The organism is Xylanimonas protaetiae (assembly GCF_004135385.1).
GTDB classification, from domain to species: Bacteria; Actinomycetota; Actinomycetes; order Actinomycetales; family Cellulomonadaceae; genus Xylanimonas; species Xylanimonas protaetiae.
Genome location: NZ_CP035493.1, coordinates 1,190,635 through 1,207,642, shown reverse-complemented (window position 1 = coordinate 1,207,642; position 17,008 = coordinate 1,190,635). Strand labels below are relative to the sequence as shown.

The 17,008-nt window shown below is 72.5% G+C and carries 18 protein-coding genes and 2 tRNA genes; 11 read left to right on the top strand and 9 right to left on the bottom strand.

Features of this window, described 5'->3' with window-relative positions; translation table 11 throughout:
- The first annotated feature begins 2 nt into the window (after window positions 1-2).
- From ET471_RS05435 to pknB, 5 genes are read left to right on the top strand one after another with little or no spacing between them, the layout of a single operon-like run.
- Entirely contained in the window at window positions 3-1,487 is a 1,485-nt protein-coding gene (locus ET471_RS05435) for a PP2C family protein-serine/threonine phosphatase (RefSeq protein WP_129186953.1), read from the top strand.
- On the top strand, window positions 1,484-2,980 hold the full coding sequence (locus ET471_RS05430) for an FtsW/RodA/SpoVE family cell cycle protein (protein ID WP_129186952.1): 1,497 nt from the start codon (window positions 1,484-1,486) through the stop codon (window positions 2,978-2,980). The genes ET471_RS05435 and ET471_RS05430 overlap by 4 nt, the downstream gene beginning before the upstream one ends.
- Window positions 2,977-4,449, top strand: coding sequence for a peptidoglycan D,D-transpeptidase FtsI family protein (locus tag ET471_RS05425; RefSeq protein WP_129186951.1), 1,473 nt, complete (start codon window positions 2,977-2,979; stop codon window positions 4,447-4,449). Before ET471_RS05430 ends, ET471_RS05425 begins: the two co-directional genes overlap by 4 nt.
- On the top strand, window positions 4,446-6,044 hold the full coding sequence (locus tag ET471_RS05420; RefSeq protein ID WP_129186950.1) for a serine/threonine-protein kinase: 1,599 nt from the start codon (window positions 4,446-4,448) through the stop codon (window positions 6,042-6,044). The genes ET471_RS05425 and ET471_RS05420 overlap by 4 nt, the downstream gene beginning before the upstream one ends.
- A 1-nt stretch (window position 6,045) precedes the next feature.
- Window positions 6,046-8,142 carry a Stk1 family PASTA domain-containing Ser/Thr kinase gene (gene pknB, locus ET471_RS05415; protein ID WP_129186949.1) on the top strand — a complete coding sequence of 699 codons (2,097 nt, stop codon included), beginning with the start codon at window positions 6,046-6,048 and terminating at the stop codon, window positions 8,140-8,142.
- Between the two features lie 66 nt (window positions 8,143-8,208).
- On the opposite strand, the gene ET471_RS05410 is transcribed toward pknB, so the two are convergent.
- Genes ET471_RS05410 through ET471_RS05395 form a run of 4 tightly spaced genes read right to left on the bottom strand, consistent with a single transcriptional unit; the run spans window position 8,209 to window position 10,639 of the window.
- Entirely contained in the window at window positions 8,209-8,877 is a 669-nt protein-coding gene (locus ET471_RS05410; protein ID WP_129186948.1) for an aminodeoxychorismate/anthranilate synthase component II, read from the bottom strand.
- Between the two features lie 9 nt (window positions 8,878-8,886).
- Window positions 8,887-9,069, bottom strand: a complete 183-nt coding sequence (locus ET471_RS05405) for a hypothetical protein (protein ID WP_129186947.1) — start codon at window positions 9,067-9,069, stop codon at window positions 8,887-8,889.
- The gene (locus ET471_RS05400; protein WP_129186946.1) at window positions 9,069-9,869 is read right to left on the bottom strand and encodes a class E sortase; all 801 of its coding nucleotides are present in this window, start codon (window positions 9,867-9,869) and stop codon (window positions 9,069-9,071) included. Before ET471_RS05400 ends, ET471_RS05405 begins: the two co-directional genes overlap by 1 nt.
- A complete protein-coding gene (locus ET471_RS05395; protein WP_129186945.1) occupies window positions 9,866-10,639 on the bottom strand; it encodes a DUF881 domain-containing protein in 774 nt (257 codons plus the stop codon). The genes ET471_RS05400 and ET471_RS05395 overlap by 4 nt, the downstream gene beginning before the upstream one ends.
- Window positions 10,640-10,763: 124 nt before the next feature.
- Here ET471_RS05395 and ET471_RS05390 point away from each other — a divergent pair, with 124 nt between their 5' ends.
- Window positions 10,764-11,048 (top strand): cell division protein CrgA, encoded by a 285-nt coding sequence (locus ET471_RS05390; RefSeq protein WP_129186944.1) that lies wholly within the window; start codon window positions 10,764-10,766, stop codon window positions 11,046-11,048.
- Window positions 11,049-11,055: 7 nt separating this feature from the next.
- On the opposite strand, the gene ET471_RS05385 is transcribed toward ET471_RS05390, so the two are convergent.
- A complete protein-coding gene (locus ET471_RS05385; protein ID WP_342586078.1) occupies window positions 11,056-11,775 on the bottom strand; it encodes a rhomboid family intramembrane serine protease in 720 nt (239 codons plus the stop codon).
- 253 nt (window positions 11,776-12,028) lie between these two features.
- Window positions 12,029-12,568 (bottom strand): peptidylprolyl isomerase, encoded by a 540-nt coding sequence (locus ET471_RS05380; RefSeq protein WP_129186943.1) that lies wholly within the window; start codon window positions 12,566-12,568, stop codon window positions 12,029-12,031.
- Window positions 12,569-12,642: 74 nt separating this feature from the next.
- On the opposite strand from ET471_RS05380, the gene ET471_RS05375 reads away from it, so the two are divergent.
- The 5 genes from ET471_RS05375 (at window position 12,643) to ET471_RS05355 (ending at window position 16,575) form a co-directional block, all read left to right on the top strand.
- A complete protein-coding gene (locus ET471_RS05375) occupies window positions 12,643-13,650 on the top strand; it encodes a hypothetical protein (RefSeq protein ID WP_207207335.1) in 1,008 nt (335 codons plus the stop codon).
- Window positions 13,651-13,908: 258 nt separating this feature from the next.
- Complete coding sequence (locus ET471_RS05370; protein WP_129186942.1) at window positions 13,909-14,460, top strand: DUF1062 domain-containing protein; 552 nt, start codon at window positions 13,909-13,911, stop codon at window positions 14,458-14,460.
- Between the two features lie 86 nt (window positions 14,461-14,546).
- Complete coding sequence (locus ET471_RS05365) at window positions 14,547-14,912, top strand: GntR family transcriptional regulator (protein WP_129186941.1); 366 nt, start codon at window positions 14,547-14,549, stop codon at window positions 14,910-14,912.
- Window positions 14,909-15,793: an ABC transporter ATP-binding protein gene (locus tag ET471_RS05360; RefSeq protein ID WP_129186940.1), complete on the top strand. Its 885-nt coding sequence runs from the start codon at window positions 14,909-14,911 to the stop codon at window positions 15,791-15,793. The genes ET471_RS05365 and ET471_RS05360 overlap by 4 nt, the downstream gene beginning before the upstream one ends.
- Window positions 15,790-16,575, top strand: a complete 786-nt coding sequence (locus ET471_RS05355) for a hypothetical protein (protein ID WP_129186939.1) — start codon at window positions 15,790-15,792, stop codon at window positions 16,573-16,575. The genes ET471_RS05360 and ET471_RS05355 overlap by 4 nt, the downstream gene beginning before the upstream one ends.
- Before the next feature lie 67 nt (window positions 16,576-16,642).
- On the opposite strand, the gene ET471_RS05350 is transcribed toward ET471_RS05355, so the two are convergent.
- From ET471_RS05350 to ET471_RS05345, 3 genes are all read right to left on the bottom strand, one after another.
- Window positions 16,643-16,715: transfer RNA gene (locus ET471_RS05350), tRNA-Ala, on the bottom strand.
- An 18-nt stretch (window positions 16,716-16,733) separates the two neighbouring features.
- The gene (locus tag ET471_RS18415; RefSeq protein WP_242496430.1) at window positions 16,734-16,853 is read right to left on the bottom strand and encodes a DLW-39 family protein; all 120 of its coding nucleotides are present in this window, start codon (window positions 16,851-16,853) and stop codon (window positions 16,734-16,736) included.
- Window positions 16,854-16,930: 77 nt separating this feature from the next.
- Window positions 16,931-17,007: transfer RNA gene (locus ET471_RS05345), tRNA-Ile, on the bottom strand.
- Between the last annotated feature and the right edge of the window lies 1 nt (window position 17,008).

Below are 17,008 nucleotides of genomic sequence, written 5' to 3'. Positions count from 1 at the left end.
GCGTGACCGTGTCCCTGCGCTACGCCGCGCGCTCCGACGTCGGACTGGTGCGTTCCAGCAACCAGGACTCGGCCTACGCCGGCCCGAACCTGCTGGTCGTGGCCGACGGCATGGGTGGGCACGCGGGAGGCGACATCGCCTCGCGCATCGCGATCGAGAACCTGCGGCACCTCGACACCGACACGCACACGCCGGCCGCCGCCCTCGACGACCTCGAGGCCGCCGTGGAGGAGGCCCGCCTCGGCCTGGTCCGTGCGAGCACCGCCGCACCGGACCTGGCGGGCATGGGCACCACGGTCACGGCGCTGCTGCGCACCGGGTCCACGCTGGTCATGGCCCACATGGGCGACTCCCGCGCCTATCTGCTGCGCGACGGCGCGCTCACGCAGGTCACGGTGGACCACACGTTCGTCCAGCACCTGGTCGACACGGGCCGCATCACGGCCGACGAGGCCGAGACGCACCCGCAGCGCAACGTCGTCATGCGCGTGCTCAGCGACTTCGACCTCGACCTGCACCCCGACATGTCGATCCGCGAGGCCAAGCCCGGCGACCGCTGGCTGCTCTGCTCGGACGGCCTGAGCGGCTTCGTCCACCTCGACCTGCTCGGCGAGATCCTCACCGACGCCAAGGACGTCGGCGAGGCCGCCGACCTGCTGCTCCTCGCCGCGATGCACGGCGGCAGCACCGACAACATCACCGTCGTGGTCGCCGACGTCGTCGACGACGACGCGGCCGCCGCCGACGAGAGCGCCGAGGCTGTGGACGCCAAGGCTGTGGACGCCAGGGCCGTGGACCCGGGGCTGCCCGCCGCGGCGGCGACCGGCGTCGGCGGCGTCCAGGTGGTCGGCGCGGCGACGGGCACGAGCCCGATCCCAGGCTCGCCCGCGCCGTCCGCGGACGTCCCGGCCACGCCGTCCGACGACGCCGCGGCGTCCGAGGGCACCCCCGCCTCCCTGGCCTCCGCGCCCGGCGACGGTGACGGCGACACCAGTGACGGCGACGACGAGGAGGAGGCCGACGACGCCGACGCGCGTCCCGCCCCCCGCCGCCACCCCGTCATCGCGACGCTCGTGACCCTCCTGGCCCTCGCCGTCGTCGGCGTGGGCGGCTGGGGCGCCTACCGGTGGACGCAGCAGCAGTACTTCGTCGGCGTCTCGGAGGACCAGGTGGCGATCTTCCGGGGCATCCCGGCCTCCGCCGGTCCCCTCACGCTGTCGACGCCGGTCGAGTACACCGGCACGCCCGTCAGCGACCTGCCCGCGTTCTTCGCGAGCCGCCTGGACGGCACCATCCGCGCGTCGTCTCTCCAGGACGCGCGCGACCGCGCGGCGCGCCTCATCGCGCAGGCGGAGCAGGAGCAGGAACCGACGCCCGAACCGACGCAGCCGCCTGCGGAGACGCCGGTCGAGCCGCCCGCGGAGCAGCCTCCGACCGACGTGCCCGCCGACACGCCCGTCGACCAGCCCGTGGAGCCCGTCGGATGAGCGCTCTCGAGCAGGGCGCCGGCCTCGAGCCCGACGTCGTCGAGCCCCGGGTCCGCCGGCCGCTGCGGATCGCCGAGCTGTGGCTCCTGGTCCTCGCGGTGACGGCGGGCGTCGGCGCGTTCGCGCTGGTCGGCATCGGGGTCCACGACTCGCTGCCCGACCACTTCTGGCGCGAGTCGGCGGCGCTGGCGGGCCTCGCCCTGGTGGCCCACGTCGTCGTGCGCGTCAAGGCGCCCTTCGCGGACCAGACGATCCTGCCCGCCGTCGTGCTGCTCAACGGGCTCGGGCTGGCGATGATCCTGCGCATCCAGGAGTCCGGGGCGCGCGGTGCCGCGGGCGCCGACGTCGTACGCAACACGCAGTGGTCGGCGCTGGGCGTGGTGCTCGCGTGCCTGGTGATCTGGTTCCTCAAGGACCACCGGGCGCTGCGCAAGCTCACGTACACCGCGATGTTCTCCAGCCTCGTGCTGCTGGTGCTCCCGCTGGTCCCCGGCATCGGGCTGCGGGTCCGGGGCGCGCAGATCTGGATCAGCATCGCGGGGTTCACGATGCAGCCGGCCGAGTTCGTCAAGATCACCCTGGTCATCTTCTTCGCCGGCTACCTCGTGTCGAACAGGGACACCCTCGCCCTGGCCGGCCCGAAGGTCCTCGGGCTCCAGCTGCCGCGGATCCGCGACCTCGGGCCGCTGGCCCTCGTGTGGATCGCCTCGCTCGGCGTGCTCGTCTTCCAGCGCGACCTCGGCACGTCGCTGCTAGTCTTCGGCATCTTCGTGGCGATGCTGTACCTCGCCACCGAACGCTTCAGCTGGGTGCTCATCGGCATGGTGATGTTCGCGGGCGGCGCGGTCGTCGCGGCGCAGGCGTTCTCCCACGTGGGCCAGCGCATGACGGGGTGGCTGCACGCCTTCGACCCCGCGGTGTTCAACGCGCGCGGCGGCTCGGGCCAGCTCGTCGGCGGCCTGTTCGGCATGGCGAACGGCGGCATGGTCGGTACCGGCTGGGGCCGCGGCTTCCCGTACCTCGTGCCGTTCTCGTTCTCCGACTTCATCTACACGTCGCTCGCCGAGGAGCTCGGGCTCACGGGGATGCTCGCCATCCTCATGGTGTTCCTCATCTTCGTGGAGCGCGGCCTGCGCACCGCGATCACGGTGCGTGACGGGTTCGGCAAGCTCCTCGCGGGCGGCCTCGCGTTCACGGTCGCGCTCCAGACGTTCGTCGTCGTCGGCGGCGTCACGCGGCTCATCCCGCTGACGGGCCTGACCCTGCCGTTCATGGCCCAGGGCGGGTCGTCGCTGCTGTCCAACTGGATCATCGCGGCGCTGCTCATCGTGATCAGCAACAACGCCCGCCGCCCGTCGGCGCTGCCGATGCGCGGCCAGGTGGGCCAGGGCCGCATCGTGCCCGACGCCGGTGCCGCCGCCGAGGTGACCTCTCCCAGCACGGCGGCGACGCAGGTCATCACGCCGGACCTGACCCAGGACGGTGACCGATGAACACGACTCTCCGACGCCTCTCCGCCGTGATCATGGTGATGTTCCTGGGGCTCATGGTGGCCACCACGTACACGCAGTTCCTGCGGGCCGACCAGCTCAACCGCGACCCCCGCAACGTGCGCAGCATCTTCCGCGAGTTCAACGTGGCGCGCGGGCCGATCGTCGTCGCGGGGCAGCCGATCGTGGAGTCCGTCCCCGTCGACACGCCGTTCGGCTTCCAGCGCGTCTACGCCGGCGGCGATGCCGAGAAGGCGCAGATGTACGCCCCCGTGACGGGCTTCTTCTCGCTCGTCAACGGCTCGACGGCGGTCGAGTCCGCCGCGAACTCGTTCCTCAACGGGCAGGCCGACGCCCTGTGGGTCGACCGCCTCCAGAACCTCCTGACGGGTCGCAAGACGCAGGGGTCGTCCGTCGAGCTGACGATCGACCCGGCCGTCCAGCAGGCGGCGTGGGACGCCCTCGGCGGGCAGCGCGGTGCCGTCGTCGCCGTCGAGCCCAAGACGGGCCGGATCCTGGCGATGGTCTCCAAGCCGTCGTACGACCCGAACGTGCTTGCGGTGCACTCCACGGGCCAGGCCGGGCAGGCGTACCAGGACCTGCTCAACGCCGAGAACGACCCGCTGATCAACCGCACGATCGGCGCCCTGTACCCGCCGGGCTCGACGTTCAAGATCGTGACGGCCGCGGCGGCGCTCGAGAAGGGCGGCCTGACGCCCGACTCGGTCATCCCCGCGCCGGTCACGTTCCGCCTGCCCGGCACGAGCACCGACCTGCCGAACTTCGGCGGGGCGGCCTGCTCGCCGACGGGGGAGCAGACGCTCACCGACGCCCTGCGCATCTCCTGCAACACGGCCTTCGCCGGGCTCGCCGTGTCGCTCGGCGGCGACGCCATCCGCGAGACGGCGGAGCAGTTCGGGTTCGGCGACCCGTTCCAGGTGCCGATGCGCAGCGCGGTGAGCCGCTACCCGGCCGCCGAGGGCTTCACGGACGACCGCGTCGCGCTGTCCGGCATCGGCCAGGGCGACGTCACCTCGACGCCGCTCCAGATGGCGATGGTCTCCGCGGCGATCGCGAACCATGGCACGCTCATGCAGCCGTACCTCATCGACACGATCCGCGACCCCGACCTCGAGGTCGTCCAGCGCACCGAGCCCCAGGCGATCCGTGACGCCGTCTCCCGCACCACCGCCGACGAGCTGCGCGACATGATGGTCGCCACCGTCGAGACGGGTTCCGGGACGGCCGCGCAGATCCCGGGCGTGCAGGTGGCCGGCAAGACGGGCACCGCGCAGACCGCGCCCGGCGTCGCGCCGCACGCGTGGTTCACCGCGTTCGCCCCCGCCGACGACCCGCAGGTCGCGATCGCCGTCATCGTCGAGCACGGCGGCGACCTGGCCCAGGGTGCGACGGGTGGGCGCCTGGCCGCTCCCATCGCGCGGGCCGTCCTCCAGGCGGCGCTGAACCGATGAGACCTGCAGCCGGGCTCGCCCTGGGCGACCGTTACCGCCTCACCCGCCAGATCGCCGTCGGCGGCATGGGCGAGGTGTGGGTGGCCGACGACGCGGCCCTGGGCCGTGACGTCGCCGTCAAGGTGCTGCGCGAGGAGTACACGGGCCAGGAGGACTTCCTGCGCCGCCTGCGCACGGAGGCCCGCAACTCGGCCGCGCTCTCGCACACCAACATCGCCCAGATGTACGACTACGGCGAGCAGGACGGCACGGGCTACCTGGTCATGGAGCTCGTCCTGGGCGAGCCGCTGGCCGACCTGCTGGAGCGGGAGCCCGTGCTGGCGCCGCGGCGGCTGCTGCCGATCCTCGCGCAGAGCGCGCGCGGCCTGCACCACGCGCACGAGGCCGGCGTCGTGCACCGCGACGTCAAGCCCGGCAACATCCTGCTCGAGCACCCGAGCCGCGGCTCGGGCGGCCGTCCGGTCGTCAAGATCACCGACTTCGGCGTCTCGCTGGCGGCCAACCAGGCCGCGATGACGGCCACCGGCATGGTCATGGGCACCGCCCAGTACCTGTCGCCCGAGCAGGCGGTGGGCCAGCCGGCCACGCCGCTGTCCGACGTGTACGCGCTCGGCGTCGTCGCCTACGAGGCGACGGCCGGCAAGCGCCCGTTCACCGGCAACACGCCGGTCGACATCGCCGTCGCGCACGTCAACAACCCCGTGCCGCCGCTGCCGACGACGGTGCACCCGGAGCTCGCCGCGCTCGTCTACCGGCTGCTCGAGAAGGACCCGGTCCGGCGGCCGACCTCCGCGGGCGCGCTGGCCGACCAGCTCGACGCGCTCGCCGTCGAGATCGCGGCGGACCCGCTCGGGGCCCGGTCGCGCAGCGCACGCCGGCTGCGCTCGGCGGGTTCGGCAGGTTCGGCCGCGACGCCCGTGCGGCCGCGGTCCGCCCCGACGACGCCCGCCACCCCGCCCGCGGTTCCGCCGGCCACCGGCTCGCCTCGGGCCGCGCGCCGCGACGACGGCGCCGCGCTGAGCTTCGGCGAGCTGGTCGGCGAGCAGCCCGCCAGCCGTGCTCCCCGCCCGGCGCCCACGCCGGAACGGGGTGCCCCCGCGCACGCGGGCGGCCGGCAGCTCCCGCTGCGCCGCGACGTCCACGGCTCGCGCCCGGCGGGCCGGTCCGAGGAGGCGGCGCGCACGGTGGACGCGCTCCGCCGCGACCTCGCACGTCACCGGGGACCCCGGGACGCCGCGCACCGGGACGAGGAGGCGCGCGGTGCGGCCCGCCGTCCGGCAACCCCGGCGGCTGCCCGCCAGCAGGCGGGACCGGCCACCCCCGTCGAGGGACAGAAGCGCACGTCGACCACGACGGGTCTGCGCCTCGGCCGGCTCGGCCGTGTGTCCTGGCCGCTCGTCGGCCTCGCGGTGCTCCTGGCGGTGCTGCTGCTCGCCACGCTGATCAACGGTCTGACCGGCGACGACGCAGCAGCCGCCGCACCACGCGTCGACCAGGTCGCGGCCACGGCGTCGAGCCGGCCGGACTCTGGGATGATGCTCCAATACGTGTCGCGCGGCGGGTCCGTCGCGACCATGACTCCGAAGGACGTTTGAGTTGGTGGACAACACGCCCCGTGTGCTCGCGGGCCGGTACGAGGTCGGTGAGCTCATCGGCCGCGGAGGCATGGCCGAGGTTCACATCGGTCACGACGCCCGCCTGGGCCGTACGGTCGCGATCAAGGTGCTGCGCTCCGACCTCGCGCGCGACCCGTCCTTCCTCGCCCGGTTCCGGCGCGAGGCCCAGGCTGCCGCCGCCCTGAACCACCCCGCCATCGTCGCCGTGTACGACACGGGCGAGGACGTGCACACGGACCCGGCCACGGGCAACCAGGTGCACATCCCGTTCATCGTCATGGAGTACGTCGAGGGCCACACCGTCCGCGACATCCTCCAGGACGGCGCCGCGGTGCCGATCGAGGAGGCCGTGGAGATCACGGCCGGCGTCCTCTCGGCGCTGGAGTACTCGCACCACGCGGGCATCATCCACCGCGACATCAAGCCGGCCAACGTGATGATCACGCCCACGGGCGCGGTCAAGGTCATGGACTTCGGCATCGCCCGCGCGGTCGCCGACTCGGCCGCGACGATGACGGCGACGCACGCCGTCATCGGCACGGCCCAGTACCTCTCCCCGGAGCAGGCGCGCGGCGAGCAGGTGGACGCCCGCAGCGACCTGTACTCCACGGGCTGCCTGCTGTTCGAGCTGCTCACGGGCCGTCCGCCGTTCGTCGGCGACTCGCCCGTGGCCGTCGCGTACCAGCACGTGGGCCAGGCGCCGCAGCGCCCGTCGGAGATCGCGTCCGACGTGCCCGAGGTGCTCGACCGCATCACGCTCAAGGCCCTGGCGAAGGAGCGCGGCACGCGCTACTCGTCGGCCGCGGAGTTCCGCGCCGACCTCGAGACCGCGATGCGCGGCGGCGCCGTGAGCGCGCCGACCGTGAGCGCGGGCCTCGCGGCCGCCGGCGCGGCCCTGGGCGGCGCCCCCACCGTGGCGTTCGGCGCCCCGGGCTACGGCGACGCCGGCACTCAGCTGCTGACGCCCGACGTGGCGCCCACGCAGCAGTGGGGTGCCCCGGCCGCGACGCAGGCGATGCCCCCGGCCGGGGTCGGCGGCGGGCCCGCGGGCCCGGTCGTCCCGTCCGGCCCGAGCCGTCAGGAGCTGGCCGAGAAGCGCCGCAGGAAGACGCTCGTGGGGTGGCTCGTCGGTCTCGGCGTCCTCGCGGTGGCCGTCATCGTGGGGATCGTCCTGTGGAACGGTCGCGGGCCGGCGACGCCGGAGCTCGTGGAGGTGCCGACCGTCCAGGCGGGCATGACGCGCGCGCAGGCGGAGGAGCTCGTCACGAGCAAGGGCTTCCTCTTCAGCGACGCGATCGACCCCGACTCCAACGAGCCCGAGGGTACGTTCACGCGCCAGGACCCCGCGGGCGGCACCACGGCGCGCAAGAGCTCGACGGTGACCGTCTACTTCTCGGGCGGGCCGAGCTCGCTCGGTGTCCCGGACATCGCCGGCAAGACGCAGGACGAGGCCCGCCAGACGATCGAGGCGGCAGGGCTCGTGTGGGGCGACGTCACGCCCGAGCCGAGCATCGACGTCGCGCAGGACAAGGTCACCCGCACGGACCCGCCCGCGAACCAGTTCATCCAGTCGGGCGCGACCGTGAACGTCTTCGTCTCGGACGGCACCGTCGAGCTGCGGGACCTCGCCGGGATGACGCAGGACGAGGCCAACACCGAGCTCACGCGCGTCCGGCTGACGGGCACGTTCCAGGAGGTCGAGAGCGCGACCGTCGAACCGGGACGCGTCGTCGACCAGACGCCCGCCGCGGGCTTCGTGAAGCAGGGCACGCGCGTGACCGTCCGCATCGCCAAGGCCCCGGCGATCGAGCAGGTGCCGGTGCCGAACCTCGTCGGCAAGCCGTGGAACGACGCGATGGAGCTGTGCGCGCCGCTGAACTGCTCGCCGAGCTTCGAGCACAGCACGACGGTGCCGAACGCGTCCGTCATCCGCACCAGCCCGCCCGCGGGCACCATGCTGGACGAGGGGTCGACGATCTCGGTCGTCATCTCGCTCGGCCCGGAGGCGCCGACCAACGGCAACAACAACGGCACCAACCCGCCGTCGACGCCGCCGCCCGCCGACCCGAACGGCTGACGGGACCCGGTTCATGACGAAGGGCTCGACCTCCTCGCGGAGGTCGAGCCCTTCGTCGTTCGTGGGTCAGCCCGCGTGCACGAGCGGTGCCATCCCGGCCGACCGCTCGACCGCGTCGGCGTCCCCGCAGATCTCGAGCCAGTTCGCGAGCAGGCGGTGGCCGCCCTCCGTCAGCACGGACTCGGGGTGGAACTGCACCCCGTGCAGCGGCAGGTCGCGGTGCTGGAGGCCCATGACGATGCCCGACGCCGTCGCGCACGTCACGGTCAGCTCGGCGGGCACCGTCTCGGGCTCGACGGCGAGCGAGTGGTAGCGCGTCGCGGTGAAGGGCTGCGCGAGCCCGGCGACGACGCCGCGGCCGTCGTGCTCCACGAGGCTCGTCTTGCCGTGCATGAGCTCGGGCGCGTGCGAGACCGTGGCCCCGAACACCTCGGCGAGGGCCTGGTGGCCCAGGCAGACGCCCAGCATGGGCGTGCGGGTGCGGGCGCACGCGCGGATGACGTCCTCGGACGACCCGGCGTCGTGCGGGGTGCCCGGCCCGGGGGAGACGAGCACGCCGTCGAACGGCACGCCGTCGGCGTCGGTGAGGCGACCGCCCTCGGGGGCGTCGGTGACGGAGGCGGGCACGGCGTCGTTGCGCACCACGACCGTGGTGGCCCCGAGCTGGTCGAGGTAGCCGACGATCGTGTAGACGAACGAGTCGTAGTTGTCGACGACGAGGATCCGCGGGTTCACGGGCCCAGCCTAGGGGCTCGGGGCGACGTGGACTCCCTGCCCGACCGTGTTCTCGTTCAGCTCGAGGTACGCGGACAGCCACGGGAACACCCACTGGAAGCACACCCAGACCACGCCCGCGGCCAGGATCAGCAGGAACACCACCCGCAGCCACACGGGCCCGGGCAGCACGCGCCACAGCGCCCCGTACATCAGCCGTTCCCTTCCGCGCCGACGACGTCGACGCCGGCGTCGGTGAGCACGGCGGGGACGCCGTCGGACACCGGCATCCAGAAGTCGAGCTCGGCGTGCACGACGTACCGCTGGCGCGCCGAGAACATCGGGTGGCAGGCCGTCATCGTCATGAGCCGCTGGGTGAGCGGCGGGACGGGGTCGCCCGGTTTGAGCCCGGGGATCGGCGAGACGACCTCGACCTGCCACGGCATCACGATCTCGTGGCTGGTCACGCGGTACACGTACCAGGTGGTGGCCGTGCGCACCACGACCGGGTCGCCCTCGACCAGGTCGGCGATCTGGTGGAACGGCCGCCCGAACGACGTGCGGTGGCCGGCGACGGCGAAGTTGCCGAGGTCGCCGGGCATGGCGGTGCCGGGGTAGTGCCCGACGCCGAGGCGGTCGAGGATCTGCCGCCGGTCGACGCCGCCCGCGACGGGTACCACGTAGTCGGACCCGAACCGCGGCACGTACAGCTGGGCGAAGACCTCGCCGAACGCCGGCTGTGGGTCGACGGGCGGCGGGTCGCGGCGCTCCACGGGCGCGGGCGCCTCCTCCGCCGGGGCGGGGACGGGCGGCGCCTCCCAGTCGAGGCTCGCGAGCACCTGCTGGTGCTCGCGCATCGCGACGACGTCGGTCCACCAGAGCTGCCAGACGACGAACAGGCCGAGCAGCACGCCCGCCGTGATGAGCAGCTCTCCGACGACGCCGACGGCGACGGTGCCGGCGCTGCGGCGCTGCGGGCGGCGGGGGCGCACGTGGGTGGCGGTGGCGGTCATCGCAGCGGGTCCGTCCCCTCGGGCAGCTGGGCGAAGCGCAGCTCGGTGGACCCCGTGTAGGCGGGCAGCTCGAGGTCGTCGGCCTCGCGCACGTTCCAGCCGAGGCCCACGGTGTTGACCCACTCGATGTACCGCTGCACGCCCGGCGCGGCCCGCAGCGCGGCCCGCAGCGCCGCCGGGTCGCCGACGGCCTCGATGACGTAGGGCGGGCTGAACACCTTGCCGTGCAGCGTCAGGATGTTGCCGGAGCAGCGGAACGCCGAGGTCATGATCACGCGCTCGCCCTGGAGGGTCATCGCCTCGGCGCCCCCGGCCCACAGGGCGTTGATGACGTGCTGGATGTCCTGCTGGTGCACCACCAGGTCGTCGACGCCGACGCCGGGGATCGAGATGTTCGACGGCGGAGCGTCGTCGAGCTGCACGCGCAGCCCGGGCCCCCCGACGGCGACGGTGCCGACGGCGACGCCTTCGCGCTCGACGGCGGCGGGGTCCTCTGCCGCGGGACCCGGGGCCGACGCCGCGAGCTCGTCCACCTGCGTGCGCAGCTTCTCGGCCTCGGCGGTGAGCCGGTCGACGCGCGCGGTCTCGCCCGAGACGAGGTCGGCAAGGTCGGTGGGGTGCCGCAGCCCGGAGGTGCCGCTGGCGAGCTGGGCGCTGGCCGTGAACATGATCCCGGCGAGCGCGGCGACGACCGCGACGGTCACCGCGGGACGCACGCGACCGGCCGAGGAGGGCAGCCGCAGGAGACGGGGGAGCGCAGGGCGCGTCACGGACACACCTCCTGTCGGGCGGCTGGCACGAGGCCTGTGGGTCAGACCACTACGCTAGTCGACAGAATGTCGTCCACGGCCGGTCAGACGCCGGTCGCACACCCAGATCGAGGAGCGCGTCGCCGTGCCCGAGTCGAAGTCCCGCAAGAAGAAGGTCCGGCCCTCCGACCCCGAGTTCCTCGACCGCATGGCCAAGGCCGAGGCGAAGGAGAAGGCGGGCAACCCTGCCTGGCTCGTGCCGGTCATGCTCGGCCTCATGGTGCTCGGTCTGGTGTGGATCGTCGTCTACTACCTGTCGGCGTCCCGCGTGGGTGGTGGCTTCCCGATCCCGGCGCTGCACCAGTGGAACCTGGCCATCGGATTCGTGCTGATCATCGCGGGCTTCGGCCTGACGACGCAGTGGAAATGACGCTCTCCTAGAGCCAGCCGGCGCCGGCGTACTTCGCCAGGGCCGCCGCCACCAGCAGCACCCCGACCGCGGTCGGCAGGAGCCACCCGTAGAGCTTCTGCCGGCCGCGCGGTGCGTGCGCGAACCCGTAGCCCAGGGCGAACCCGACGACGAGCCCGCCCAGGTGCGCCTGCCAGGAGATCCCCGGCACCAGGAAGCCGATGACGCCGTTGATGGCGATCAGGCCGATGATCTGCGCCGCGTTGCCCTGGAGCCGTCGCAGCACGGGCACCATCGCGCCGAAGAGCCCGAACACCATGCCCGAGGCGCCGACGACGGCCGGGCCCCACGTCCAGCCGGCGGGCGTGAGAACGGGGTTGCTCAGCAGCAGCACGCCGACGGACGCCCCGACGGCGCTCAGCAGGCACAGCGCGATGTAGCGCGCCCGCCCGAGCACCGGCTCGAGGAACTGGCCCGTGATGTACAGGGCGTACATGTTGAACAGGATGTGGCCGTAGAAGCTCGTCGAGTGCAGGAACGCCGCGGTGAGGAACCGCCACGGCTGGTCGACGCCGACGACCGGGGCGAAGAGGAACCGGCTCGTCCAGGCGCCCTGCGTGACGATCTGGAGCAGGAAGCTGACGACGCAGATGCCGATGATCGTGTACGTGACGGTCGGCTGACCGCGCCGCGCCCGCCCGCCGACCGCCGTCGTCGTCGGACGTGCCGCCTTGGACGCCTGACGCACGCAGTCCACGCACTGGATACCGACGGCAGCGGGCCGCTGGCACTCCGGGCAGGCGGGCCGCCCGCAGCGCTGGCAGCGCACGTACGAGACGCGGTCCGGGTGGCGCGGGCAGACGGGGACGTCGGCAGGCAGGTCGGTGGAGATGACGGCTCCTGGTGTGCTGCGGGGTCGGTGTGCCTCGTCGTCCTGCCGGCGTCGCGGCACCCAGCTCGCGTTGCTGGGCCCGCGACGCCGCGCAGGACGACGACGAGGGTCAGTCCTCGATCGTGATCGAGCTGATGACGACGTCCTCGACCGGGCGGTCGCCCGGGCGCGTGCGTGTGGTGCCGATGGCGTCCACGACGGCCTTGGAGGCGTCGTCCGCGACCTTGCCGAAGATCGTGTGCTTGCCGTTGAGCCACGGCGTCTCGGTCGTGGTGATGAAGAACTGCGAGCCGTTGGTGCCGCCGATCTCGCCCGTCACCGGGTTGCGGCGCTTGCCCGCGTTGGCCATCGCCAGCAGGTACTTCTCGCCGAAGCCGAGCTCGGGGTGGATCTCGTCGTCGAACGTGTAGCCCGGGCCGCCGGTGCCGGTGCCCAGCGGGTCGCCGCCCTGGATCATGAAGTTGTCGATGACCCGGTGGAAGATGACGCCGTCGTAGAGCGGGGTCGTCTTCTCCTCGCCCGTCTTTGGGTCGGTCCAGGGCTGCTCGCCCGTGGCGAGGCCGACGAAGTTGCGGACCGTCTTGGGCGCGTGGTTCGGCAGCAGCTCGATGCGGATGTCGCCGAGCGTCGTGTGCAGGGTTGCGAACATGCCGCAATCCTCGCACGCGACCGTCCGGCGCCCCACCTCCTGCGACCGTTCCTGGGCGGTGGCATTGTGGGGTCATGGTGCGTAAGAGCGTGACGGAGACGGTCCAGTCCATCGACGCCGAGGCCCTCAAGGACTCCGCTGCCCGCGCGGCCGCGACGCTGTCCGACGCCTCGTCCAGAGCGGCCAAGGAGGCGAGCGTCCTTGCCGTCCAGGCGAAGGATGCCGCGGTCCAGGCGAAGGACTGGGCCGAGCCCCACGCACGCGACTTCCTCGCGTGGCTCAAGCCGCGCGCCGAGAAGGCGTGGCACGAGTCCGTGCAGGCGGCCGCGCCGCGCGTCGAGAGGCTCGCCGACCAGGCCGCACCTCTGATCGACACCGCGCACGACAAGCTGGTGCCGCTCATCGACACCGCGCACGAAAGGTTCGTGCCGTTCGTCGACGTCGCGCACGAGAAGGCCGGAGCGGCTGTCGACGTGGCGCACGACCGCATCGTCGACGACTACCTGCCGCGGCTCGTGACGGCGTTCAACGACGCCGCGGCGAAGGCGTCGGCCACGACGGACGGGGCGGCGGCGGTGCTGGCTGCCGCCGTCGAGCCGAAGCGCAAGCGCAAGGGCGGCTTCTTCTGGCTGCTCGTCGCCGGCGCGGCCGCGGTCGCCGGGTACGTCTTCTGGCGGCGCGCGCAGCCGCAGAACGACCCGTGGGCCGAGCCGTGGGAGCAGTCGTCCTCGCCCGACTACGAGGGCGTGGCCCGTGAGGCGCGGCACCGCGCCGCCGAGGCGGCGGAGGCCGTCGGCGAGGCCGCGGGGGCCGCCGTCGCGATGGGCCGCGGGGCCACCGAGAAGCTCGCCGACAAGGCGGCCGAGGTCCGCGACGACCTCGCGGAACGGGCGGCCGAGGTCCGCGAGGACCTGTCGGACCGCGTCGAGGAGGTCGTCGAGCGCGCGACGGAGGCGACGAAGAAGGCCACGACGCGAGCCCGCACGACGACGAAGAAGGCCGAGGAGACTGCGGCCGACGAGGCTGCCGACGAGGCCGACGAGGCCGGTCCTGACGAGACGGCCGCCGGCACGAAGGACTAGCCGGCACGAAGGACTGGCCGGACGCTGCGATCCGTCACGCTCATCCCCGGAGCGTGGCGGATCGCCTGCTTTCTGGCGGTGGAAATCACGTGGAGCCGCGCGCCGCGCGCGTCCTAGCGTGCTGCCCACCAGGTCTCCGAGCCGAGAGCCGACCCTTGTACACCCTGTGAGAACCCCCGAGAGCTGAGTCTCGCGCGTCGCAGCGCTGCGCCGCGCTCCTTCCTGCTGCGGACCTCTCACTGAGATCGGTGTACCCCTGTGCATACCACCTGGGTCGTCGTGCCCACCTGCCTGCCCTCGATCGTCCGTCGTTGCCACGTCTGCTCGTCCGACCGGTTCCAGACCGACGGCGCGTTCCGTGTCAACGCCCACCACAAGATCCTCGACGTCTGGCTCCTCGCGCTGTGCACGACGTGCGAGGAGACCACCAAGATCACCGTCCTCGAGCGCGTGAACGTCCGGTACGTCGACCCGGACCTCCTCGACCGGTTCCACGAGAACGACGTCGCCCTCGCGGCGACGCTGCTCCAGGACCCGGCCGTCCAGCACCGCAACCGCTTCACCCTCGACTGGGGAGAGGGCTGGCGCCTCGAGACCGGGGGGTGGGAGCACCCGGACGAGGGGGCCATCGACGTCTCGGTCCGCTTCGCGGCCCGCGTCCCCGTCCGCCCGGTCCGCCTCGTCGCGGAGGGTCTGGGCCTCACGCGAGGCAGCGTCGAACGCCTGATCGCGGACGGAAGTCTCGTGTCGGCCCACCGCCTGACCGGTCGGAGGTCGAGCGACTTCACTTTCACGCTCAAGAGGGGTTGACGCGCATCGAGCACCATGGTTCATTAGTCAAGTAACGAACCGATGAGGCGGCGCCGCCTCGACAGCAGCAACCCGAGGAGCACGCCGTGGACGATGCCCGTCCGATCTTTCTCCAGGTCGCGGAGAAGGTGGAGAACGACATCATCTCCGGCGTGCTCCCCGAGGACTCCCAGATCCCGTCGACGAACGACTTCGCCGCGTTCCTGCGCATCAACCCGGCCACGGCCGGCAAGGGCGTGAACCTGCTCGTCGACTCCGGGATCCTCTACAAGAAGAGGGGCATCGGCATGTTCGTCTCACCCGGCGCCAAGGACCAGATCCTCGCGGAACGTCGCGAGCGGTTCCGAGCCGACTACATCCTCCCGATCGTCGCCGAGGCGGCGAAGCTCGGGATCTCACCCCGGGACCTCGCCGGGATGATCGACGTCGCGGACCTGGGGGCTGTGCGATGAGCGCCGTCGCGCAGGTCCAGGGCCTCACCAAGCGCTACGGCACGGTCACGGCCGTCGACGACGTCTCGTTCCGCATCGAGGAAGGCAAGGTCTACGGCCTGCTGGGCCGCAACGGCGCCGGCAAGACGACGATCATGTCCATGCTCACCGGGCAGGACGTCCCGAGCGAGGGCAGCATCGAGGTCTTCGGTGCCGACCCGTTCGAGCGCCGCAGCGTCCTGGAGAAGCTCTGCTTCATCCGAGAGAGCCAGCGCTACCCGGACGACTTCAGGCCGTCGCACGTGCTCACGACGTCGGCCTACTTCTTCCCCGGCTGGGACGCCGAGCTCGCGGCCCGGCTCGTGGAGGACTTCCGGCTCCCCGTCGACCGGCGCATCAAGAAGCTCTCGCGCGGGCAGCTCTCGGCCGTCGGCGTCATCGTCGGCCTCGCCTCGCGGGCGCCGCTCACGTTCTTCGACGAGCCGTACCTGGGGCTCGACGCCGTCGCGCGCCAGCTCTTCTACGACCGGCTCCTCGCGGACATCGCGGAGCACCCGCGCACCGTCGTGCTCTCCACGCACCTGATCGACGAGGTGGGCGACCTCCTCGAGCACATCCTGATGGTCGATGACGGCCGGCTCGTCCTGGACGCGGACGCCGACACGCTCCGCGGCTCGGCGACGAGCGTCGCGGGGCCACGCTCCGCCGTCGACGCCTTCGTGGGCGACCGCGAGGTGCTCCACCGCGAGGGACTCGGCTCGCTCGCCGCGGCGACGGTCGGCCGGCTCTCCGCGGCGGACCGCGAGGCGGCCGTGGGCGCGGGCCTCGACCTCAGCCCTGTCTCCCTGCAGCAGCTCGTCGTCCGTCTCACCGGCTCGGCCTCGAAGGAGCTCGCACGATGACCGCCACCACGCTCGCCACGGAACGGCCGACCACCCGGGCGGTGCCGCGGGTCTCCCAGGGCGGCGTCCTGGCCGTCGTCCGGCTCCACCTCGTCAACCGGATGCAGCTCGTCTGGCAGCCGCTGATGATCTTCGGGTTCATCTTCGCGGTCAACGCCGCGATCTGGGCGATCGTCAGCTCCGCGACGAGCGCCTCGGCCGCGGGCATCTCCGAGGGGACGCTGTGGAGCGGCGGCACGTCGTTCGTGCTCGTCTGGCAGCTGATGGTCGCGGTCCAGGCGATGAACCGGACGTTCGCCTTCGCCCTGGGAATGGGCGCGACCCGCCGTGACTACTACCTGGGCACGGTCACCGCGCTCACGCTGACGTCGGCGTGCTGGGCAGTCCTCATCGGCGTCCTCGGAGCGGTCGAGGACGCGACCGACGGCTGGGGGCTCGGCGGTCACCTGTTCTCGGTCACCTACTTCGGCGACGACGGACCCGTCGCCCGGGCCTGGTACTTCTTCCTGCTCGCGATCTTCTTCGCGTTCCTCGGGACGGTGGCCGGGGCACTGTTCGTCCGGTGGCACACCTGGGGGGTGCTCGCGTTCTCCGCGACACTCACCGTGCTGCTCCTCGGTGCGCTCGCGTGGCTCCTCGTCGGGCACGGGTGGCACGACTTCGCGGGCTTCCTGAGCCGGCTGGGTTTCGCGGGCTCGTACCCCTTGCTGCTGGTCCCGACGGTCCTGAGTGGCGTTCTCGGCTGGCTGGCCCTGCGCGGGGCGACGGCCAAGTCGGGCTGACCGCCAGACGCCGCGAGAAAGACGGATGACCTGGGCCGAACGTCTCGGCCCAGGTCATCGTCGTCGGTGGAGCCAAGGGGACTCGAACCCCTAACCCCCTGCTTGCAAAGCAGGTGCGCTACCAATTGCGCCATGGCCCCGCGCGCGGTCTCCCGCGCTCAGTCGAGCGTGTCCGTGACCTCCGACCACAGGTCACGCTCGGTCGTGCCCTCGGTGTACTTCTTCCAGACCGCGTACCCGGCAGCAGCCGCGAGCAGGAGCAGGATCAGCTTCTTCATCGAACGCCTCCCTCGTCTGGGCGAAACCCACCATGTGCACCGACGGCGTCCTCGCGATGCTCGCCAGGACGCCGTGCTGGTGGGGCTACGAGGACTTGAACCTCGGACCTCTTCGTTATCAGCGAAGCGCTCTAACCGCCTGAGCTATAGCCCCA